Genomic DNA, 23,185 nt, shown 5'->3' with positions numbered 1-23,185 from the left:
ATTGTGAAGAAGCAACTGCTTTTTTGTTTTGAATTAGTCTACTCTTTTTTCTAAACTGCAAAAAAAGACTGTCTTAAATAATTTCACAAACTGACCTATACTGAAAGCGCAAACAAATGATAGGAGTGGAACAAATGACAGATTGGTTAGGAATTAAAGGAAAAGTAGTGATTGTTACAGGAGGCTCATCTGGTATTGGTCTCAGCATTGTTGAAAGCTTGTTAGCAGAAGAGGTCTATGTCGCTAATTTTGATATTTCAGCATCAGAAACGCAACATGAGCATTTACTCTTTGTGAAAGTCGATGTAACTTCTCGAGCAGAAGTAGAAGCGGGTGTCGCTCAAGTGGTGGAAAAATTTGGAACCGTAGATGGCCTAGTAAATAATGCCGGAATCAATATTCCTCGTCTATTGGTGGATAAAAATCATCCTCATGGGCCTTATGAATTATCGGATGAGGTATTCGACAAAATTGTAGCCATCAATCAAAAAGGGCTCTACCTAATGAGCCAAGCAGTGGGCCGGATTCTTGTACAAAAACAAGCAGGTGTCATTATTAATATGTCTTCAGAAGCTGGATTAGAAGGCTCCGAAGGGCAAAGCGCCTACGCTGCAACGAAAGCAGCGGTCAGCAGTTATACACGTTCATGGGCTAAAGAGTTAGGAAAATCAAACGTCCGTGTCGTGGGGATTGCGCCAGGCATTATGGAAGAAACGGGCTTGCGCACTTTAGCATACGAAGAAGCATTGGCTTATACACGAAACATTTCTGTTGAGCAATTGCGAGCAGGTTATTCAAAAACAAGTACGATTCCATTAGGTCGTAGCGGAAAACTCCATGAAGTCGCTGACTTAGTATGCTATTATTTATCAGACCGTTCAAGCTATATTACAGGCATCACCACAAACGTAGCTGGAGGTAAAACAAGAGGATAGAGGTGGGAAAACTAAATGACGCTAGTAAATAGATGGTACCAAGTAATAAAATTACTAGTTGATCACAAAGGAATGAGCTTACAGGAATTGCAAGAAAAATTAGCCGCAAGTCCTCAAACAGTTCGTAAAAACATTGATACATTGAATGATGAATTAATCGGTATCGCCCAAATTATTCAGAAGGAAAATCTCTTTCAGTTAGAAATCAATAACTTTGAAGGTTTTGAAGAGGTTTTGTCTGGACGGCTAAAAAGGGAATCTGATTTTAATTCTTCAAGCAAGCGTGTTTCCTACATTATCAAACGATTAATAGAAGAAGATCAATTTATTTCAACTTATGATTTATCCGAAGAACTCGCCGTTAGTCGCGGCACAGTTAATAAAGACATTAAGCGCATGAAAGAGCTGATTGCTCCTTGGCAGGTTGCGGTTGTAGGTACGCCAAACCGTGGCATTCATTTAGAAGGAAAAGAGTTTGATTTACGCTTACTTCATGTGAATTACGTCCAAGAATATTTTGAAGAACAGTTTCTTCATGAAACTACCAAACAAATGATACAAAAAATAATCAAAGAAACAAGACTAGCAAAACAAGATAGTTTTCTTTTACGAAGAGTGGTTTCAATTGTTTTGCAGCGTGTTTTAGCTGGAAAACTCATTACGGAACTACCACCAGAATATGTTGATTATGTTCGTCATAACGAGCAGATTGAAGAACTGATGTATCACTTGGAAATAACCTATAATGTAACGTTAAGCCAATGGGAACGTTCCTTTATCAGCTTTCCTTTTAACATCAACACAAACCATATTCGTAATTCTTTATTGGCTGATGAAGGACTCTTAGCTGACTATTTTCAAAAAATGATGAAAAAAATTCATCATTCAGTTGTTGTTGAATTTGATGAGGACTTCTTGTTTTCAGAAATGAAAGATCATTTAAGAAACGTGATGAATCGACTCGTTTTTCATGTGGAGTGTCACGATTTATTTTACGGAGAAATTGAACGACAATATCCTTTGGCCTATGAATTAGCCAAGATTGGCTTGCAAGAATTGGGCCGTTTGTTAAATCGTTGTGTGCCGACGGTTGAATTTGGGTATCTCGCTTTGTATTTTGAACTAGCATTGAGAGGGAACTATGAAGCGGGAGCCAAAAAAGAAATCGCTGTAATCTGCAGTACAGGTCATGGAACGGCCTTGATCATTCAGCGGCAATTGGAAAAAGTTTTGGGTCCAGACGTCCAGATTGCCCATTTTTCTGAAGAAGAGGCAGAGAGAAGAGAATTGAATCAATATTTTGCTATTTTTACAACCATTCCCTTAAAAAATATTCGACCACAAACACCGATGATCCATTTAACTAATTTATTTAACGATACTTGGCTCAGAAATGAGTGGCAGAGAGCAAAAGAAATTCGTTCCGTGGAATCTCAAAATATTCATATGACCTATCAATTATTAGAGAATACTCAAGGTTACCGAGCGAATATCCAGAAAATGATTGCTGATTTAGAAGCAGAAAAATTAGTAGATCCTCAATTTATCGAACGAATTTTTACTAGAGAAGATCAACAAACAACTATTTTTGAATCGGGGATTGCCTTTCCCCATACAATTAATCAAGCCTTACCAACGATTATTTTATCGATTGGGGTTTTTGAAGAATCACTGGTTACACCAGAAGGTAAAGTTGATGTTATTTTGCTGTTGGGTATTCCAGAAGAGCTGACGGCCACTGTTGAAGCAGAGTTACTACAACTATATGACCGCTTGTTTACAATCGCAGGAGACGAACGTTTACGTAATGAGTTACGGAAGCAACGAGATGTTTTAGCAGTTAAAGAGTGGATGCAAAGGAAGGGGATTATCATATGAGTTTTATCTACGTATTCGGGGCGCTTTTTTTAACAGCTTACTTTGTTCAGATAGCTATGGGAATGAAACAGATTAAACACTTTAATCAAAACTACCAAGAATTGCGACAATTAGGAAAAGTCGCGATTGGTCGACGTGCAGGGAAGTTAAAAGCAGGCACGATTATCTTGTTTGCTGTGGATTCGCAAGGGAAAATCTTAGCCGCTAGAAAGATGCAAGGTGTCACCGTTCTAGCTAAATTTCATCCCTTACCTCAGTACGTGAACGAGGATATTCATTATATGGATCATTACCATCCACTCGTACAAAAGGAAAATAAATTAACCCAACAAGCGATGGAAAATGCACGAGAAATTTACTTACGTGTTGAGCTTGGCAATTATCAAGAAACACAACCATTAACGCCGCTTAATGGAGCCAAAATTCAATGGCAATTATGGAAAAATAAAGTACAAACAAAATTGAAAGGAAGTGTCGAGTAATGTCTTATATTACAAAATTTGCGGAAGGATTTATGCACCTTTTCCAAACAGGAGCAGAAACATTTATTTCTTGGATGACAGGCATCGTACCTGTTGTTTTGATGTTAATGGTAGCTATGAATACTTTAATTGCTTTTCTAGGAGAAGAAAGAGTAACCAAAGTAGCCAAACTTTCTGCCAAAAATCCTGTTACGCGGTATTTAGTGCTGCCTTTTTTATCCGCTTTTATGTTAGGCAATCCAATGTCCTTTACGATGGCACGATTTTTACCAGAATACTATAAACCTAGCTATTATGCTGCACAAGCGCAATTTTGTCATACCAGTAATGGGGTTTTCCCTCATATTAATCCTGGTGAATTGTTCGTTTGGTTAGGGATTGCGCAAGGGATTGATACGTTAGGACTAAATTCGATGGACCTAGCGATTCGCTATATGTTTGTAGGGATATTAATGAATTTTATTGGCGGTTGGGTTACCGATTTCACTACCGCCTATGTTTGCAAACAACAAGGAATTACCCTTAGTAAAACAGTAGAGATTGCTGTGGATTAGAAAGGAGCAAGGTGAGATGACGTACAATAGTATTAAGGTAGTTAAAGGAAATGGCGGTTATGGTGGGCCCTTAGTGATTACACCGACAGAAGAAAAACATAAATTTATTTACATTACAGGTGGCGGCGAGAAACCCGCAATCGTTGATAAAATCGTAGAATTGACAGGAATGGAAGCGGTCAATGGTTTTAAGACATCGATTCCAGATGATGAAATCGCATTAGCCATTATTGATTGTGGAGGCACTCTTCGTTGCGGAATTTATCCTAAAAAAGGAATTCCTACTATTAACGTTGTTCCAACTGGCAAAAGTGGTCCCTTAGCACAATACATTAATGAGACAATTTATGTTTCCGCTGTAGGCCCGAAACAGATTACATTGACATCAGAAGAAGCTGCTGCTGATACAGAAAAGCCCACCTCGAAAAAAACAGAATTTAAATATGATACAAGTAAAAAAATTACTGAACAAAAAGCGGAACAACAAAGTTTTGTTGCGAAAATTGGTATGGGTGCAGGAAAAGTTGTAGCGACATTCAACCAATCAGCCCGTGAAGGCGTACAAACGATGATCAACACAGTGATTCCGTTTATGGCATTTGTTTCTTTATTAATTGGTGTGATTCAAGGTTCAGGAATTGGTGAATTTTTTGCCAATATCATGGCGCCATTGGCAGGAAACATTGTGGGGTTAACAATTATTGGTTTTATTTGTTCTCTGCCGTTTCTTTCTCCTTTATTAGGTCCTGGAGCAGTAATCAGCCAAGTAATTGGTACGTTAATTGGTGTGGAAATTGGGAAAGGCAACATTCCGCCACAACTAGCTCTACCAGCATTGTTTGCTATTAATACACAAAACGCGTGCGACTTTATTCCCGTGGGTTTAGGCTTGGAAGAAGCTGAAGCTGAAACCGTTGAAGTCGGGGTCCCTTCTGTTTTATATTCTCGTTTCTTAAATGGTGCCCCTCGAGTACTAGTTGCTTGGTTAGCAAGTTTTGGATTGTATAGTTAAAAAATTTTTTTGGAGGATGGGAAATGTCAGTATTTACAACAAAGGTTCAGTCTATTGGACCAGAAGCCGAATTATTTAAAGAAGAAAAAATGGTCATCTTATTTGGAAAAGATGCACCAGATGCTTTAGCAGATTATTGTTATAACATTGAGGTTCAGCCAGTCACAGAAGCGATTACGGACAAGCAAACGTTAGTGATTGATGAACAAACTTACCAGATTACCGCTGTAGGCGAGGTAGTATTAACTAATTTAGACACATTGGGTCACATTACTATTAAATTTGATGGCGCAACAACACCTGAATTACCAGGTACATTATATGTTGAAGAAAAAGCTATTCCTGAAATAACTGTTGGTACAACAATCACTATTCTATAATTATCGTTTAAGGGAGGAACGTAAAAGATGGAATTTATGCTAGATACAATTAATCTTGAGGCTATTCGAAAGTATCAGAAAATTTTACCACTGGCAGGCGTAACGTCTAATCCTAGTATTGTTAAGCAAGCAGGAAAAATTGACTTCTTTGCGCAGATGAAAGAAATCAAAAAAACGATTGGACAAGCGAGTTTGCACGTCCAAGTGGTCGGTCAAACGACAGAAGAGATGCTAGAAGATGCCCAAACCATTGTACAACAATTAGGCCAAGAAACATTCATTAAAATCCCAGTCAATGAAGCAGGCTTGGCAGCCATCAAACAACTAAAGCAGGCAAATTATCGGATAACAGCAACCGCTATTTATACAGAATTTCAAGGCTACCTAGCGATTGCGGCAGGTGCAGATTATTTAGCACCGTATTATAATAGGATGGAGAATTTAACAATTGATTCTCAAAAGGTTATTGAGCATTTAGCTGCAGAAATTAAACGGACGAACGCAAAGAGTAAGATCTTAGCTGCTAGTTTTAAAAACGTGGCACAAATTAATCAAGCCTGTCAAATGGGGGCGCAAGCGGCCACTATCGCACCAGAACTCGTGACACAAGGCTTGGCAATGCCCGCCATTCAAAAAGCAGTAACTGATTTTCAGGAAGATTGGGTTGCTGTTTTTGGAGTAGAAACGGTAAACGAATTAGCATAAAAAGAACGAGAAGAAAAAGCGGCCATTTTTCTTCTCGTTCTTTTTTTGTTTCACATGAAACATCTACGATTATTCACTTGCTTAAAAATTAGACAATTTTCTTTATTTGTCAAAGAATTTCTTAAAAAAAAGGGTTATCTTTTGGGTATTTTTTTTGGTAGCAGTATGATGAGGGTATCAAATGATAGGAGGAAACGAGAATGAGATACACAAATGGAAATTATGAAGCATTTGCTCGACCAAGAAAACCAAAAGGTGTAGATGACAAGAGTGCCTATATCGTTGGTGGTGGCCTAGCAGGTTTAGCAACGGCTGTTTTCTTAATTCGTGACGGTCAAATGAAGGGCGAAAATATTCACATTTTTGAAGAACTCACGCTGTCTGGCGGTTCTTTAGATGGTAAATTTATTCCCCATGATGGCTTTGTCACTCGCGGCGGACGCGAAATGGAAAACCATTTCGAGTGTTTGTGGGATCTATTTCGTTCGGTACCATCATTAGAAGTAGAAGATGCCTCTGTCCTAGATGAGTTTTACCGGTTAGATTTAGATGATCCGAATTCTTCAAATTGCCGCATTATTCATAACCGTGGCGAACGTGTCCCTGATGATGGACAATTTACTTTATCCAAAAAAGCACAAAAAGAAATCGTTGATTTATTTATGACTTCTGAAGATCAATTAATTGGCAAAAAAATTGAAGATGTTTTCGGCGAAGAATTTTTTGAATCCAACTTTTGGATCTATTGGTGTTCAATGTTTGCTTTTGAAAAATGGCACTCTGCCATTGAAATGCGCCGCTACATCATGCGCTTTATCCACCACATCAAAGGTTTGCCTGACTTTACAGCCTTGAAGTTTACCAAATACAATCAATACGAATCGTTAGTGAAACCATTACTAAGCTTTTTAACCAATCAAGGGGTAGACTTTCAATATGAAACAACGATCAATGATATCCAAGTCGACATCAAAGGAGCTACTAAAGTTGCTCGGCGATTATTGTTGACACAAGCGGGCAAAACCAAAGAAATTCCTTTAACTGAAAATGATTTAGTCTTCGTAACGAATGGCTCAATTACTGAAAGTTCGACGCAAGGAGATCATCATACACCAGCACCAATTACTCATGAACTAGGGGGAAGTTGGAATCTCTGGAAAAACTTAGCAAAACAATCCCCAGAATTTGGACACCCAGAAGTTTTCTGTGAAAATTTACCAGATGAAAGTTGGTTTGTCTCAGCAACGATTACGTGGGAAAATTTCGATATTGAACCGTATCTTTCTCGGTTAACACATCGTAAATTACGGACAGGAAAAATTGTCACAGGTGGTATTATTACTATCAAAGACTCTAATTGGATGATGAGTTTCGCTATGCATAGACAACCGCATTTTAAAGAACAAAATGATCAACAATCTATAACTTGGGTATATGGATTACTTTCTAATAAACCAGGAAATTATATCAAAAAACCAATTGAACAATGTACAGGTCAAGAAATTACGCAAGAGTTACTTTATCATTTAGGGGTCCCAGAAGGGGAAATTGAACGTATTTCAGAAGAATCGGCTACCACTATTCCGGTTTATATGCCGTTTATCACTTCTTACTTTATGTTAAGAGAACCAGGCGATCGACCATTAGTTGTACCAAACGGCTCTAAAAATCTTGCTTTCATCGGGAACTTCGCAGATACTGAACGAGATACGGTGTTTACAACAGAGTATTCTGTACGGACAGCGATGGAAGCTGTTTATCAATTGCTAGAGGTTGAACGCGGAGTACCAGAAGTGTTTGCTTCTGCATACGACTTGCGCGTCTTAGCAAACTCTGTTTATTATTTATCTGACAAGAAAAAATTAACAGAAATGGATATGCCGTTCGTGGAACGCAAAATGGTTGAACACTTTGTGAAGAAATTTGAGGATACGTATATTGGTGATATTTTAAGAGAAAATCATTTAATTTAGTTGAAAGAGGTCGGGATAGAAGTGTTTAACTCCGAGAAATAAGAAGGAATTTCCGAAAATTGTTCTATAATTTTTGGAGAATTTCGGCTTATTTCCGAAGGAGTTGCTTCTGTTCCCGCCGTTTATCAGTTTTTGAGCGTGGAGCAAAAATCCAAAGTGATTTTTGTCCCATGCTCTTTTTTGTTGGATTATCAACCGTTGAATAAATATTCATTATTGTGTATATTTCTTTTGTGATTTTATGGATATTAAATATATAATATGTTGAATGGGAGTAGCCAGTGGGCAACTTTGCAAAAAAATCTTAATTTCTGAAGAGACTTTTTCAAAATTTTGTTGAAAAGAAGGCGCATTTTTACCATAGTTTCTTCACATTTAACGGCTATTATTTAAACATACCCGATAAACAAAACCCTAACAAAACACTTTTTCATTTTTTAACTCCTCCGCCCGCCCTTCCCCAAAGGGCGGGTTGTTTTTTTGCGTTAAAGCAGTTGGCATTTTGCGGGGAAAGGATTATCATTATAGAAGAAGTATATAGAAAAAGGCGGCGAGAAGATGGGACGTTGGCAAGAATTACAACAAGCAATGAGTGCTGGTGTAGAGGCGGCGATTGACGCTGGCTGGGACCGCCAAGCTGTTTATGGATTAGTGGAAAGCGCCATAAAAGACACGCGTTTCTTGCCACTTGAGCAAGCGAAAACAGCAGTCGCGGAACTGTTTTCTGAAGTGGAAGAAGTGGGCTCTTCAGCGTATGAGCGATTATTTCGCTTTTCGGCTTATCGTCCGCAAGAAAAGCTCTCGTTACTGTTATGGCAATTAGGTGCAGTGTTGGATCAGCATGGCATGTTGCAATTAGTAGGACCTTATCGTTTCTCGAAGACGGTTGCACCGCATGCGACGTTTTGGGATTTGTTGGCAAAAACAGTTCAAAAAGCCTATCCGTTAGGTCTTCTTGGGAGCTTTAACCAAGAGAAAGCGAAAAAGATACATCAATTAAGAATGTATATTGATCGTCAAAATATCACGTATATCCGCGATTTTTTTAAACAAGAAGGGGACACCGATGAACAGGCATTAAAACGCTATGTTTTTGCGGCCAAGCCGCAAGGAATGGGCGGGCGGAAGCTGAAAAAAAGCTCTGCTCGTTTGCACAACAAATACCCTGAGGGGGCATCTTATTCTTTAATTAATAAGAAACGATTGACGCCTAATTTTCACAGTGAGTTTATTTTGAATGAAGAAGGGACCTTTGTAACCCAGTGGGATGTGTTAGTTGAAGACTGGCGAGGCAGATTAATTAGTAATCCAGCTTATTATCAAGCGGCCAAAAACAGTGAACACCAGGAAAAAGTCTTGAATGGTGAATCGTTTAATTATGCAAATCGGAATAATCGTACCCATGAATTACTAGATAGTTCACCACCAGGGAGATTTGATCATCAATTACGAAAAACAGCCAAAAAAGGTTGGTTAAGTCCCCGTATCCAAGAATACGACTATCGCAGAGAACGACAAATAAAGTGCGATGATTATAGTAAGTAAAACAAGCCAATGTTTCACATGAAACATTGGCTTGTTTTACTCTTAGAGAAAGGCGGTTTTCGTTGCCGCCAATTGAACATTTTGGCCCGTGGCTAGAGCCTTTTTACTACACAAAAAGGCGGATTTTTCTTTTATCATTCAGGCAAAAATCTTCCGAAAAGCATTGCAAGAAATTGCTATTTGCGTTAAAGTAGGAAAAGATGATTGTGAAACATTTTTCTGTTTCACAAAAAAGGAAGGAGTCTTTATGCTACCCGAAGAATTTAGACAACTATTAGCCGCAAAAGGCATTGAATTGACAGACCAACAGATGACACAATTTGACCAATATTTCCATTTACTAGTAGAATGGAATGAAAAAATGAATTTAACAGCCATTACAGAAGAAAAAGAAGTTTATTTGAAACATTTCTATGATTCTGTTTCGTTGGCATTCTTTGAAGACTTTGCCAGTGACAAAGCCATTTGTGATGTTGGCGCAGGCGCAGGATTTCCAAGTATTCCTTTGAAAATTGTTTTTCCTTCATTAAATGTCACAATTGTTGACTCTTTAAATAAACGAATTACTTTCCTAACAGAGTTGGTGAATCAACTAGGTTTGGCTAATGTTTCTTTGTATCATGATCGTGCAGAAACATTTGGTCAAAAAGCAGAATTTCGTGGCGCGTTTGATTACGTTACAGCGCGAGCAGTTGCACGATTAAATGTTTTAAGTGAACTGTGTTTACCCTTAGTTAAAAAAGAAGGCTATTTTTTAGCCTTAAAAGCATCGAAAAGTGAAGAAGAAATTAATGAAGCAAAACCTGCAATCGCTACATTAGGCGGTCAATTTCAGAAAGAAGTTGGTTTTACTTTGCCGATTACGGCAGACGAACGCCACATTGTCGTGATTCAAAAGAAAAAAGAAACCCCTAAAAAATATCCCAGAAAACCTGGATTACCAAATAAACAACCGATTAAATAAGATGGAGGCACACACATGACACGAATTATTTCTGTAGCGAACCAAAAAGGCGGCGTTGGTAAAACAACGACCACTGTAAATTTAGGCGCATGTTTAGCAAACTTAGGCAAAAAAGTCTTACTGATCGACATTGATGCACAAGGAAATGCTACCAGTGGCATGGGTGTCCCTAAACCAGATGTCGCACATGATGTGTATGATGTCCTTGTAAATGAAGAACCAATCACTAGCGTGGTTCAACATACCAGCCGTGAAAATTTAGATATTGTCCCTGCAACTATTCAATTAGCAGGCGCCGAAATTGAGTTAACTTCAATGATGGCTCGAGAATCGCGCTTGAAATTAGCAATTGATGAAGTAAGAGACATGTATGATTTCGTTTTAATTGATTGCCCGCCTTCTCTAGGGCATTTAACAATCAATGCTTTTACAGCAAGTGATTCGATTCTAATTCCTGTTCAATGTGAATATTACGCATTAGAAGGCTTGAGTCAATTGCTAAATACGATTCGCTTGGTTCAAAAACATTTTAACCCTGAATTGAAAATTGAAGGGGTCTTGTTAACCATGTACGATGCTCGGACCAATTTAGGTGCCGAAGTCGTGGAAGAAGTCCGTAAATATTTCCGTGAAAAAGTCTATGACACGATTATTCCAAGAAATGTCCGTTTATCCGAAGCACCAAGTCATGGTTTACCAATCATTGACTATGATATTCGCTCAAAAGGTGCCGAAGTGTATCAAGCACTAGCAAAGGAAGTGTTGGAGAATGAATAAAGGCAAAGGTTTAGGCAGAGGCATCGATGCCTTGTTTCAAGATATCGCAAAGCTAGAAGATGTCGACGTTAAGAACGAACAAGTGACAGAAATTCTATTAAACGAACTTCGTCCCAATCCTTACCAACCGCGGAAAACATTTGATGAAACCTCTTTACAAGAACTTGCAAACTCGATTCTACATTCCGGTGTGTTTCAACCGATTATTGTTCGTAAATCGGCAGTTAAAGGCTATGAAATTATTGCAGGTGAGCGTCGGTTCCGGGCTTCTAAATTAGCCGGCAAAGAAAAAATTCCCGCAATTATTCGCGAATTTGATGAAGAATCCATGATGCAAGTTGCTGTTTTGGAAAACTTACAAAGGGAAGATTTAAATCCGCTAGAAGAAGCAGAAGCCTATGAAATGCTAATGAAAAATTTGAAATTAACACAAGCGGAAGTCGCAGAACGTTTGGGCAAAAGTCGCCCGTATATTGCCAATTATTTACGGTTGCTAACCTTACCAGATGCGGTCAAAGCAATGGTTCAAAAACAAAGCATGTCAATGGGTCAAGCACGGACGTTATTAGGCTTGAAGAACAAAGAACAGCTATTGCCATTAGCTAATCGTTGTATTAAAGACAATTTAACGGTTCGACAATTAGAACAACTTGTCGCTGAATTAAACGAAACACAAGGCAAAAAGGGCAAAAAAGCGAAAAAAGCCATCAAAGAAAAACCCATTTATATTCGTGAAAGTGAAGACCGCTTAATGGATAAATTTGGGACAACCGTAGCGATTCAAGAAAAAGAAGGCAAAGGAAAAATTGAAATTGAGTACTTGTCCTCTTCGGATTTGGCTAGAATTTTAGATATTTTAGATATTCATTTTGACGAGGAATAAAAAGCAAAGTGAGAAAGTAAGACAGAAAGTCACAAATCCTTTTGCTAGTTTCGGTAAAAAATGGTATTGTAATCATGGTATTTTTATATAAGTAAGAGAAGAAAGAAGGCTTGGAACATGTATGATTTAGGCGATATTGTCGAAATGAAAAAGCCGCATGCTTGCCAAGCAAATCGTTGGCAAATCATTCGCATGGGCGCTGATATCAAAATCAAGTGCACGAATTGCGGGCATATTGTCATGATGCCGCGTCGTGATTTTACTAAAAAATTAAAAAAAGTAATCGAGAAAAAAGCAGACTAATGCTTTGATGCCTCTAATAGAAAAGAGAATAGACTGAGAGAAAGAGTGGAAAACAAATGGCACTAACAGCTGGAATTGTCGGCTTACCAAACGTTGGTAAATCGACCCTATTTAACGCAATTACAAAAGCAGGAGCAGAAGCTGCAAATTATCCCTTTGCAACGATTGATCCGAACGTCGGCATGGTTGAAGTACCAGATGCCCGTTTACAACGCTTGACAGAACTAGTAAAACCGAAAAAAACAGTTCCCACAACGTTTGAATTTACAGACATCGCCGGAATTGTTAAAGGTGCCAGCAAAGGAGAAGGGCTGGGAAATCAGTTTTTAAGTCACATTCGTCAAGTAGATGCAATCTGTCACGTGGTTCGTTGTTTTGATGACGAAAATATCATGCGTGAACAAAATCGGGATGCGGATTTCGTTGATCCTTTAGCAGACATTGATACAATTAATTTAGAGCTAATTTTAGCAGATTTAGATTCAATCAATAAGCGCTATACTCGCGTGGCTAAAATGGCGAAAGCAAAAGATAAAGAAGCGGTGGAAGAATTAGCTGTTTTAGACAAAATTAAACCAGTTTTAGAAGAAGGTTTATCTGCTCGTACGATTGAATTTACGCCAGAAGAAGAGAAAATTGTTAAATCTCTTTTCTTATTAACCACAAAGCCGGTCCTTTATGTAGCAAATGTTTCAGAAGATGAAGTGGCGGATCCAGACAACAACGAGTATGTACAACAAGTTCGTAATTTTGCAACCAGTGAAAATGCGGAAGTAATCGTAGTTAGTGCGCGAGCAGAAGAAGAAATTGCTGAATTGGATTCTGAAGAAGACAAGGCTGAATTTTTAGAAGCAATGGGCATTGAACAATCTGGCTTAGATCAATTGATTCGTGCGGCTTACGATTTGTTAGGCTTAGCTACCTACTTTACAGCTGGTGAACAAGAAGTTCGTGCATGGACGTTCCGTAAGGGAATCAAGGCACCTCAAGCAGCTGGGATTATCCACAGTGACTTTGAACGAGGCTTCATTCGTGCGGAAACAGTTTCTTATGAAGACCTAGATAAATATGGCAATATGCAAGCTGCCAAAGAAGCGGGCCGTGTTCGTTTAGAAGGAAAAGACTACGTCGTTCAAGATGGCGATGTTATGTTGTTCCGTTTTAACGTTTAAAAAAATGTGCCCAACAAGCAATTTGTTTTGGGCTAAGCCCACATATTTAAGGCCATTCAGCCGTTTAGAAAGAGGTTCCCTCTACATGAGGGTGAGGAGGATACAACTATGGAAGCAGAAGCATTACGAGCAATCGTGGCTGAGAATCGTCAATTAGAACAGAATTTGACTAAAAGAAATGAACAATACATTTTTGACTTAAAAAAATCATTAAAAGCGGCTAATTTATCTGAAGAAGAGCTAGCATTGGCTCTACACGGTATTTTACCAGAATTAGTAGCCGGTCAAAAAACAGGCAAAACAGCCCGTCAGTTATTTGGCACTGTTTCAGAACGGACGGAAGCAATTTTAAATAAACCAGCAGAAGTCAAAGAACCAGCGGGCTGGATGATTTGGCTCGACAATACCTTACTATTGCTTGGTTTATTAACAATCATGTTAGCGGCGATGTCTCTATTTTCAAAAGGAACCGCACAACCTCTCGGATTAACCACATATATCTTAGGTGCGATGGCTGGGGGTTATGTTTTCTATCTAATGCACAAATATGTTTACCGTTTTGATCGTCAAGGTGGCGACAAAAGCAAACGTCCTGGTTGGTTAAAAACGACTGCCATTCTATTTGGCGGAATGTTCTTGTGGATTGCAGTTTTCGCTGGTTCAGCAATGCTGCCACCAGTGATCAATCCCATTTTAGATCCGATGATTGCTTTAGTAATCGGTGCGTTAGCCTTTGTAGCACGCTATTTCTTCAAGAAAAAATACAATATTCAAGGTAGTTTCATGACACGTCAATAAACGGCGCGCGCTCAATTGTGAATGCGCTCGGCTGACGCAGAAACTGCAACAAGCAAAGTCGCTCTCTCAATAGAGCGTTTTAACAGTTAAAGCCTGGGGGATTAGTCGAAAAAACTAGTGTCCCAGGCTTCTGTTTTCAGAAGTTTGTAAAGAAAGGAGCCTCTTATGGGACAACAAGTGAAGTCTTGGTGCCGTCAACACGAGCGGCTACTCATTTTTATTAGTTTTCTCTTATTAAGTGGACTTTCTCTCTATTTTGTCTATTTTCAAGAGAATTTTTTACGAGCAAGTGATTTCCGCTTTCATCAAAATCGGGTGGAAGGCCTCGCATTAGCAATTAAAAACAACGACTGGTTTCCTAAAATCAATTATTTTTTCTTGGGAGGCTATGGCTATGCCTCTAGTTTGTTTTATCCAGATGCGTATCTTTATTTACCTGCGCTTTTGCGTGTTCTGGGGCTTTCCTTTGTCGCTAGTATGGCGATTTTTGTTTTTGCGGTAAACTTGGCAACATTTAGTCTTACTTATTATGCAGGCCGATTAATGGCGCTCTCTAAAAAAAGAAGCTATCTCTTTGCCATTTTGTATGGCTTATCTATTTACCGCATGCAAGACTTGTTTAATCGCCAAGCGTTAGGAGAATTTTTGGCGCTAAGCTTTTTTCCGTTGGTCTTAGCGAGCCTGTTTTTATTACGAAAGGGAACCACGAAATGTTGGCCGTTGTTAACGTTGGCGATGACTGGCATTGGGTTGGCTCACTTTATTTCTATTGAAATGGTTTCTATTTGGATTGGGTTATACATTCTGTTTTATTGGCAGCAGTTTTTTAAAAAGGAGGTCCTGTGGGCATTAGCGAAGGCTGCAGGTCTGACGCTGCTTTGGCTGGCCTTTTATCTTTTACCAGTTGCTGAACAAATGAAAAATCAAGTGTTTAAAGTTACCTCCAATCCACTCACTTATATTTCCGAAAGAAGTTATCCTATTGTTTCTCTTTTCATTAATAGTTTAAAGAGCAGTGTTTTTCACGCGAAAACAGCGAATCTAGGAACCCTTTTGTTTGTGGGACTTGTTGTAGCAGTGGTTTCGCTTGCCAGCAAAAAAATTCAGGACAAACGGTTTATTGGTTTGACGCTGGTACTCTTATTGATGGTTACCACGCTTTTTCCTTGGCACTTGCTGAACCACACGCCTTTAAATACGATTCAGTTTCCTTGGCGGTTTTTAGGGATTCTTTCCGTAATGCTCGCTTTTTTCATTGCACAAGACGAATGGGGCGTTTTCCGTAAATCTTGGACTGTGGCTTTGTTGGTTTTCCTTGCCATCAGCAATTTAGGCATTTATCAATATCAAAGTATTCAGTCACAACAAGGACGCCTGTTAACAAAAGCTGAGTATGAGCAATCAACGCCTTTTTATATCGGTGCGGGCCATGAATATTTGCCAGATGAAATCAATTATCAGGAATTATTGAAACAGAAAAAACGACAACTTGATTATTCGGCAGAACAAGTAACCATTACAAACGTTAGAATGCCTTATGGGAAAATTTCATTTGACTACCAAGTGGTGAATCAATCAGCGAAGGTGACCGTTCCTTTTATTTATTACTTAGGCTATCAAGCCACGATTCAAATGAAAAACCAAACGGGCGCTAAAAAAATGAGCCTAACCAATCAAGGAGGTTTAGCCGCTCTTTCTTTATCTGGTACAGGACATGTCGACATCCGTTACCAAAGAACAAAAGTGCAAAAAATAGGGACAATGATTACCTTGCTTTCTGTTGGTGGTTTTGGATTTAGCCGATTTTTACAACAAAAAAAGAAACACAAGATAAAAGAACAACGATGAAAGTAGGACCTTAATTAGGAAGAGTTGAATAGAGGACAAACCGATTTCGGCATTTTGTCCTTTATTCCTCATTGATTATTTAAACAAATCTAGTTGACTTCCTTAGTATTATCTGTTATTTTCATATATAAAATTAAGTCGAGGAGTGGACAAAAAAATGTCAAATTGGGAAACAAAATTTGCGAAAAAAGGTCTTACATTTGATGATGTGCTATTAATCCCTGCAGAAAGCCATGTCTTACCAAATGATGTAGACATGAGTGTACAATTAGCTAAAAATATCAAGTTAAATATTCCATTGATGAGTGCCAGTATGGATACTGTTACAGATAGTAATATGGCAATTGCGATGGCTCGTCAAGGTGGACTAGGTGTCGTACATAAAAATATGACTGTCGCCCAACAAGCAGACGAAGTACGTAAAGTCAAACGTTCTGAAAGCGGCGTTATCATTGATCCATTCTTTCTAACACCAACAAACTTAGTAGCGGATGCAGAAGAATTAATGAGTCGTTACCGTATTAGCGGTGTGCCAATTGTAGAAACAATGGAAAACCGTAAATTAGTCGGAATTATTACAAACCGTGATATGCGTTTTGTAACGGACTACCAAATCAAAATCGAAGAAGTCATGACAAAAGATCATTTAGTCACTGCGCCAGTTGGCACATCTTTAAAAGATGCAGAAAAAATCTTACAAAAACATAAAATCGAAAAATTACCAATCGTTGATGAAGCAGGTCGCTTAAGTGGCTTAATTACAATTAAAGACATTGAAAAAGTGATTGAATTCCCAAATGCTGCCAAAGACGAACACGGTCGTTTACTTGTGGCGGCAGCAGTCGGTGTCACTAGTGATACGTTCGAACGTGCGGAAGCATTATTAGAAGCAGGTGCCGATGCGATTGTTATCGATACTGCACATGGCCATAGTGCCGGCGTTATTCGCAAAATTAAAGAAATTCGTGAAACGTTCCCTGAAGCAACATTAATTGCTGGTAATGTTGCCACTGCTGAAGCAACCAAAGCATTGTATGATGTCGGCGTGGACGTTGTCAAAGTTGGTATTGGACCTGGTTCAATTTGTACAACACGTGTCGTTGCTGGTGTTGGTGTTCCTCAATTAACAGCGATTTATGATGCTGCTTCTGTAGCTAGAGAATATGGTAAAGCAATTATCGCTGATGGCGGTATTAAATATTCTGGTGATATCGTGAAAGCCTTAGCTGCTGGTGGACATGCTGTAATGCTAGGAAGTATGTTAGCAGGTACAGATGAATCTCCAGGCGAATTTGAAATTTATCAAGGCCGTCGTTTCAAAACTTACCGTGGCATGGGCTCATTGGGTGCAATGGAAAAAGGATCAAGTGATCGTTACTTCCAAGGAAGTGTCAATGAAGCAAACAAATTAGTGCCAGAAGGAATCGAAGGACGTGTCGCCTACAAAGGAAGCGTTTCTGATATTGTCTTCCAATTAATCGGTGGCTTGAAATCAGGGATGGGTTACGTCGGTGCAGCAGACCTGAAAGCGTTGCGTGAAGAAGCACAATTTGTTCAAATGAGTGGTAACGGATTGAAAGAATCACATCCACATGACGTTCAAATCACAAAAGAAGCACCAAACTATTCTGTTCAATAAAATAAAAGCTGATTTTTTTGAAATTTAAAAGAGGCAGACGTCATTTCGACGTCTGCCTCTTTTTCTGTAGAATGAAGGAGTTGCTTCTGTTTCCACCGTTTATCAATTTTTAAGCCTGTAACAAAAATCCAAAATGATTTTTGTTACAGGCTCCTTTTCCTATAGAATAAAAGCCGTTATCTGATATCAGACAACGACCTTCATCTTCCCTTTAATTAATAACTGTTAGGTTACCCATGTAAGGAACTAGGACTTCTGGTACAGTCACAGAGCCATCTTCGTTTTGGTAGTTTTCTAAAATAGCAGCGACTGTCCGTCCCACGGCTAAACCAGAACCATTGAGTGTATGCGCATATTGGACTTTATCATTTTCATCACGGTAACGAATCATCGCACGGCGCGCTTGGAAATCTTCACAGTTTGAGCATGAACTGATTTCACGGTACGTCTCTTGAGCAGGAATCCAAACTTCCAAGTCATAAGTTTTCGCAGCTGAGAAGCCCATGTCACCTGTTGAAAGAGCCATGACACGGTAAGGTAATCCCAGTTTTTGCAGAATTTCTTCGGCATTATTCGTCATTTTTTCTAATTCCTCATAAGAATGCTCTGCATCACTAAATTTAACCATTTCGACTTTATTAAATTGGTGTAAACGAATTAACCCACGTGTGTCACGACCAGCGCTACCAGCTTCAGAACGGAAAGAAGGGCTCAAGGCCGTAAAGTAAATTGGTAAATCCTTGCCATCTAAAATTTCATTGTTGTAGTAATTGGTTAGAGGGACTTCCGCCGTTGGGATTAACGTTAAATCCGTATCTTGTAATTGGAAGACATCTTCTTTAAATTTAGGAAATTGGCCAGTTCCGAACATGGCGGTGTCATTAACGATATAAGGCGTAATCATTTCTGTATAGCCATGTTCATAAACATGTAAATCTAACATGAAGTTGTATAACGCACGTTCTAAGCGAGCACCTAGGCCTTTGTAATAAACAAAACGGCTACCAGCTACTTTGGCACCACGTTCAAAATCTAGAATGCCTAAGTTTTCAGCGACTTCCCAGTGTGGTTTTGGTTCAAAAGCAAAAGTTCTTGGTTCACTCCAACGACGTACTTCTACATTTTCTTCTTCACCAGCACCAACAGGCACAGAATCATCTGGCAAGTTCGGTAAAGTAGTTGTGATCCCACGTAGCTCTTCGTCAATAGCATTAATTTCTGCATCTAACGCTTTAATATTACCGCCGACTTCTTTCATTTCCGCGATTTTGGCCGTTGCATCTTCTTTGTTCCGTTTTAATTGAGCAATTTCAGCAGACACATCGTTCCGGTATTTTTTCATTTCTTCGACTTTGACTAATAAATCACGGCGACTTTCATCTAAACGCAGAAATTCCACTAAGATTTCTTCTTTCACACCACGGGTTTGTAGCTTTGCTTTTACTTCGTCAAAATTTTGACGCATCATTTTTACATCTAACATATTTTTTCCTCCTTAAAATTAGTACATAATCAATAATAACTGTTGTAGAAAACAACAAAAAAGCCATCTCACCCCAAAAATAAATATTCTTGGGACGAAATGACTGGAAATCTCGCGGTACCACCCAAGTTCAGTAATGTTACTGCCCTTGATTTGCAGATAACGGCTGCAGACCGTTCCAACTTATTTCGCTGGACACCTGGAAGAGACGGACTTCTTTATAGATGAATGTTTGCTCGCACCCCCGCAAACTCTCTGGAATTCAGTGCCATAAATACTTTTTCTCTTAGTTTTCTCTTTTCTATAGAATACCGAAAAAGTTCAGGGATGTCAATTAACTCTCTGATTTCTTGTTGGTACGCTGTAAGGGTAGATGAATAATAAAGGAAGTCCACTTTTGATCAGACTTCGCATAAATATATCCACCATGTAAAGCAACAATACTTTGTGCAATAGCCAGACCTAAACCAGTACCACCCGTTTCTTGTGATCGGGATTCTTCGACACGATAGAAGCGGTCAAATAACTGATCTAAAGAATGTTTAGGGATAGCTGGTCCATCATTGCGAACAGCGATAATTGCTTCGGTGCCGACTTTGTCTACTTCCATTACAATATGATGGCCGCCTTTGCCATATTTCAAAGCGTTTGAAAGAAGGTTGTTAAAGACTCGGACTAGTTTTTCTGTATCGCCTTCCATCATTAAAGAAGCTGGATTGGCTTTTACTTGGATTTGCATATTAATCTTTTTCGCTTCCAATTCAAAATCGGCAGCAAGCTGTTCAATTAATTGTGCCATATCAAAAGTCGTCGTATGAATCGGTACACTTGGTTGACGGACTTTTGTATATTCAAAAAGATCATCAACTAATAATTTCATTTGTTTCGCTTTGACGTAAGCGGTATGCGTATATTTCAGTAAATCTTCTTGGCTATGAAATTGACGATCTTCAATCAATCCCAGATAACCAATAATAGAAGTTAACGGTGTCCGAATATCATGACTGACATTCGTAATTAATTCATCTTTTGATTTTTCAATTCGCCGTTCATCTTCAATGGCTGCGACAGTACTATCCACCAGACCGTTAATACTCGTCACGACTTTTGCTAAATCACCACTTAATTCAAACGGAATGCGGTGATTGTAATTACCATCAGCGATGTAATGTAACTCACTGATAATATGACGCAATTGCATTTGGTGGTAGCGACGAATTAAGCGCCAATAGAGAACAGCTGCATCTACTAAAAAGAAAATGGGTAAGACAAATTTATTCCAGCTCCAAAACAAATCAGTATTTAATTCTTTAGCGACCGCATCCTTAGTGGCCCAGATGACACCAGCTAAGGGCGAGTTTTCACTAAGTAGTTGTCCTAAAAGGAACATAATTGAGACATTTAATAGTAGTAATAAAACAATTGTCACAATTGCTTCTGCTAATAACTCGCTGATTTCTTTAGAAGTTAAGGTAATTCGTTTTTGTTTTTCAATCTTTTTAGGTTTAACGAGCATCGATCTTATATCCAACTCCCCACACTGTTTGAATGACTTTTTCTCCACCAGTTGCTTCTTCAATCTTATCTCTTAAATGACTGACGTGAACCATCACGGTTTTAGCAGAAACAATACTTTCCTGTTGCCACACACGCTCAAAAATTTCATCCGCACTAAATACACGATTTGGATGACTAGCTAATAGATAGAGGATACCAAACTCAAGAGCGGTTAATTGAATTTCTTTTCCTTCTATTGTTTTGACTTCGTGAGAGTCCTTATTAATCATTAATGGGCCGACTTCTAATTCATCGGGTTCTTCTTTGGTTAATTGCATTTGGCTTCTACGTAAAATAGACTTCACCCGAGCCATTACTTCTAAAGGATTGAAAGGCTTGGTGACATAATCGTCTGCACCAGCAACTAAGCCTTTGATTTTATCCATATCGGTTGTTTTTGCTGTTAACATAATAATTGGAATTTGCGATTCTTTTCGAAGTTCTTTTACTACTTCCATTCCATCCATGATTGGCATCATAATGTCCAAGATTAATAAATCGATATCTGGTGTTGTGTGCAATTTGGATAACGCTTCTTTTCCATCATAAGCTTTCACGACTTCGTATCCTTCATTATGAATATAAATACTCAATAGTTCTACAATTTCTTTATCATCATCTGCAACTAAAATTTTCATAAGCGTTCATTTCCTCCATATATAAAAAATCTCTTTTCCATATTTTAACAAATAATTGCTAAAAAGGACAAAATCCTTGATATATTACGATAAATTTAGAAGATTTTGCTAAAAGTTAATAAACTATAGCCAAAAAAGGATGAAAGGGGGTAAAAAACGAACGAAAATACCTATACCAATCATAATAATCGGTATTGAAAAAAAGTTTAAAAAAAGTGAAAATAATGATTGACCAATGCTTGAAATCTTGGTATATTATTACATGTCGCAAGGCGAGTCACACAGCTGAGCGATTCAGAAATCAATAATTAAATAACAATTCTTGATTTCAAATCTCTCGAAAAAAGTTTGAAAAAACAACAAAAAAGTTGTTGACAAATAACAAACGAGATGATAAGATATAGAAGTTGTCACAACAGACAACAACAACCGAGCAAAACAACTTAAAAAAACTTTTTTAAAAAAGTTCTTGACATTCAAACGAAAGTTTGTTATGATATAAAAGTTGCTGCGAGGTAACGTAGACCTTTGAAAACTGAACAAAGAATAGACGAACCAAATGTGTAGGGCGTCTTGATTCAATTCAAGACAACAAACATTTTTAACAAGCAAGCAATATGCTAGCAAACAAATTGAGCTTAACAATCGTAAGATTGTTCTAACTTTTATTATGAGAGTTTGATCCTGGCTCAGGACGAACGCTGGCGGCGTGCCTAATACATGCAAGTCGAACGCTTCTTTCCTCCCGAGTGCTTGCACTCAATTGGAAAGAGGAGTGGCGGACGGGTGAGTAACACGTGGGTAACCTACCCATCAGAGGGGGATAACACTTGGAAACAGGTGCTAATACCGCATAACAGTTTATGCCGCATGGCATAAGAGTGAAAGGCGCTTTCGGGTGTCGCTGATGGATGGACCCGCGGTGCATTAGCTAGTTGGTGAGGTAACGGCTCACCAAGGCCACGATGCATAGCCGACCTGAGAGGGTGATCGGCCACACTGGGACTGAGACACGGCCCAGACTCCTACGGGAGGCAGCAGTAGGGAATCTTCGGCAATGGACGAAAGTCTGACCGAGCAACGCCGCGTGAGTGAAGAAGGTTTTCGGATCGTAAAACTCTGTTGTTAGAGAAGAACAAGGACGTTAGTAACTGAACGTCCCCTGACGGTATCTAACCAGAAAGCCACGGCTAACTACGTGCCAGCAGCCGCGGTAATACGTAGGTGGCAAGCGTTGTCCGGATTTATTGGGCGTAAAGCGAGCGCAGGCGGTTTCTTAAGTCTGATGTGAAAGCCCCCGGCTCAACCGGGGAGGGTCATTGGAAACTGGGAGACTTGAGTGCAGAAGAGGAGAGTGGAATTCCATGTGTAGCGGTGAAATGCGTAGATATATGGAGGAACACCAGTGGCGAAGGCGGCTCTCTGGTCTGTAACTGACGCTGAGGCTCGAAAGCGTGGGGAGCAAACAGGATTAGATACCCTGGTAGTCCACGCCGTAAACGATGAGTGCTAAGTGTTGGAGGGTTTCCGCCCTTCAGTGCTGCAGCAAACGCATTAAGCACTCCGCCTGGGGAGTACGACCGCAAGGTTGAAACTCAAAGGAATTGACGGGGGCCCGCACAAGCGGTGGAGCATGTGGTTTAATTCGAAGCAACGCGA

20 protein-coding genes, 1 rRNA gene and 1 other annotated feature (1 of these 22 running past the window's edge) are annotated in these 23,185 nt (G+C 39.1%); of the genes, 18 read left to right on the top strand and 3 right to left on the bottom strand.

The features are described 5' to 3' along the window. Positions 1–134: 134 nt before the first annotated feature. The 17 genes from IGJ46_RS12735 to guaB all read left to right on the top strand — a co-directional run bounded on the left by IGJ46_RS12735 (position 135) and on the right by guaB (position 17,848). Positions 135–935: an SDR family oxidoreductase gene (locus IGJ46_RS12735; protein ID WP_002370580.1), complete on the top strand. Its 801-nt coding sequence runs from the start codon at positions 135–137 to the stop codon at positions 933–935. 15 nt (positions 936–950) lie between these two features. Continuing rightward, positions 951–2,813: a BglG family transcription antiterminator gene (locus IGJ46_RS12730; protein WP_002367533.1), complete on the top strand. Its 1,863-nt coding sequence runs from the start codon at positions 951–953 to the stop codon at positions 2,811–2,813. Beyond that, positions 2,810–3,295 carry a transcriptional regulator GutM gene (locus IGJ46_RS12725; RefSeq protein ID WP_002355985.1) on the top strand — a complete coding sequence of 162 codons (486 nt, stop codon included), beginning with the start codon at positions 2,810–2,812 and terminating at the stop codon, positions 3,293–3,295. The genes IGJ46_RS12730 and IGJ46_RS12725 overlap by 4 nt, the downstream gene beginning before the upstream one ends. Next, positions 3,295–3,849 (top strand): PTS glucitol/sorbitol transporter subunit IIC, encoded by a 555-nt coding sequence (gene srlA, locus IGJ46_RS12720; protein ID WP_002355983.1) that lies wholly within the window; start codon positions 3,295–3,297, stop codon positions 3,847–3,849. Before IGJ46_RS12725 ends, srlA begins: the two co-directional genes overlap by 1 nt. A 16-nt stretch (positions 3,850–3,865) precedes the next feature. Beyond that, on the top strand, positions 3,866–4,861 hold the full coding sequence (srlE, locus tag IGJ46_RS12715; protein WP_002355982.1) for a PTS glucitol/sorbitol transporter subunit IIB: 996 nt from the start codon (positions 3,866–3,868) through the stop codon (positions 4,859–4,861). Between the two features lie 23 nt (positions 4,862–4,884). Then, entirely contained in the window at positions 4,885–5,241 is a 357-nt protein-coding gene (locus tag IGJ46_RS12710; protein WP_002355981.1) for a PTS glucitol/sorbitol transporter subunit IIA, read from the top strand. Positions 5,242–5,268: 27 nt separating this feature from the next. Next, on the top strand, positions 5,269–5,946 hold the full coding sequence (locus IGJ46_RS12705) for a fructose-6-phosphate aldolase (RefSeq protein ID WP_002361447.1): 678 nt from the start codon (positions 5,269–5,271) through the stop codon (positions 5,944–5,946). A 200-nt stretch (positions 5,947–6,146) separates the two neighbouring features. Continuing rightward, positions 6,147–7,919, top strand: coding sequence for an oleate hydratase (locus IGJ46_RS12700; protein WP_002361446.1), 1,773 nt, complete (start codon positions 6,147–6,149; stop codon positions 7,917–7,919). A 558-nt stretch (positions 7,920–8,477) separates the two neighbouring features. After that, positions 8,478–9,464 (top strand): DUF3114 domain-containing protein, encoded by a 987-nt coding sequence (locus tag IGJ46_RS12695; protein ID WP_289853877.1) that lies wholly within the window; start codon positions 8,478–8,480, stop codon positions 9,462–9,464. A 247-nt stretch (positions 9,465–9,711) separates the two neighbouring features. Beyond that, positions 9,712–10,428 carry a 16S rRNA (guanine(527)-N(7))-methyltransferase RsmG gene (rsmG, locus tag IGJ46_RS12690; protein ID WP_002355977.1) on the top strand — a complete coding sequence of 239 codons (717 nt, stop codon included), beginning with the start codon at positions 9,712–9,714 and terminating at the stop codon, positions 10,426–10,428. Between the two features lie 15 nt (positions 10,429–10,443). Next, the gene (locus tag IGJ46_RS12685; RefSeq protein WP_002355976.1) at positions 10,444–11,205 is read left to right on the top strand and encodes a ParA family protein; all 762 of its coding nucleotides are present in this window, start codon (positions 10,444–10,446) and stop codon (positions 11,203–11,205) included. Further along, positions 11,198–12,088 (top strand): ParB/RepB/Spo0J family partition protein, encoded by an 891-nt coding sequence (locus IGJ46_RS12680; protein WP_002355975.1) that lies wholly within the window; start codon positions 11,198–11,200, stop codon positions 12,086–12,088. The genes IGJ46_RS12685 and IGJ46_RS12680 overlap by 8 nt, the downstream gene beginning before the upstream one ends. A 117-nt stretch (positions 12,089–12,205) precedes the next feature. Next, the gene (locus IGJ46_RS12675) at positions 12,206–12,391 is read left to right on the top strand and encodes a DUF951 domain-containing protein (RefSeq protein ID WP_002355974.1); all 186 of its coding nucleotides are present in this window, start codon (positions 12,206–12,208) and stop codon (positions 12,389–12,391) included. A 56-nt stretch (positions 12,392–12,447) separates the two neighbouring features. Beyond that, the gene (gene ychF / locus IGJ46_RS12670) at positions 12,448–13,563 is read left to right on the top strand and encodes a redox-regulated ATPase YchF (RefSeq protein ID WP_002355971.1); all 1,116 of its coding nucleotides are present in this window, start codon (positions 12,448–12,450) and stop codon (positions 13,561–13,563) included. A gap of 108 nt (positions 13,564–13,671) precedes the next feature. Continuing rightward, a complete protein-coding gene (locus IGJ46_RS12665; RefSeq protein ID WP_002363563.1) occupies positions 13,672–14,361 on the top strand; it encodes a DUF1129 domain-containing protein in 690 nt (229 codons plus the stop codon). 165 nt (positions 14,362–14,526) lie between these two features. Next, a complete protein-coding gene (locus IGJ46_RS12660; protein WP_218391333.1) occupies positions 14,527–16,209 on the top strand; it encodes a 6-pyruvoyl-tetrahydropterin synthase-related protein in 1,683 nt (560 codons plus the stop codon). Between the two features lie 157 nt (positions 16,210–16,366). Further along, positions 16,367–17,848, top strand: a complete 1,482-nt coding sequence (guaB, locus tag IGJ46_RS12655) for an IMP dehydrogenase (protein ID WP_002355966.1) — start codon at positions 16,367–16,369, stop codon at positions 17,846–17,848. A gap of 211 nt (positions 17,849–18,059) precedes the next feature. On the opposite strand, the gene serS is transcribed toward guaB, so the two are convergent. From serS to IGJ46_RS12640, 3 genes are all read right to left on the bottom strand, one after another. Beyond that, positions 18,060–19,331: a serine--tRNA ligase gene (gene serS, locus IGJ46_RS12650; protein ID WP_116593377.1), complete on the bottom strand. Its 1,272-nt coding sequence runs from the start codon at positions 19,329–19,331 to the stop codon at positions 18,060–18,062. An 87-nt stretch (positions 19,332–19,418) separates the two neighbouring features. Then, positions 19,419–19,625: a binding site (T-box leader), on the bottom strand. 40 nt (positions 19,626–19,665) lie between these two features. Continuing rightward, positions 19,666–20,847 carry a sensor histidine kinase gene (locus IGJ46_RS12645; protein ID WP_002363566.1) on the bottom strand — a complete coding sequence of 394 codons (1,182 nt, stop codon included), beginning with the start codon at positions 20,845–20,847 and terminating at the stop codon, positions 19,666–19,668. Then, a complete protein-coding gene (locus tag IGJ46_RS12640; protein ID WP_002355963.1) occupies positions 20,837–21,526 on the bottom strand; it encodes a response regulator transcription factor in 690 nt (229 codons plus the stop codon). Before IGJ46_RS12640 ends, IGJ46_RS12645 begins: the two co-directional genes overlap by 11 nt. A 666-nt stretch (positions 21,527–22,192) precedes the next feature. On the opposite strand from IGJ46_RS12640, the gene IGJ46_RS12635 reads away from it, so the two are divergent. Next, positions 22,193–23,185 (top strand): 16S ribosomal RNA (locus tag IGJ46_RS12635) (it continues 568 nt past the right edge of the window).

The organism is Enterococcus sp. AZ120 (assembly GCF_050546165.1).
Classification (GTDB): Bacteria; Bacillota; Bacilli; order Lactobacillales; family Enterococcaceae; genus Enterococcus; species Enterococcus faecalis.
Note: the sequence above shows the minus strand (reverse complement) of the source record. Positions and strands in the feature narration are given on the sequence as shown.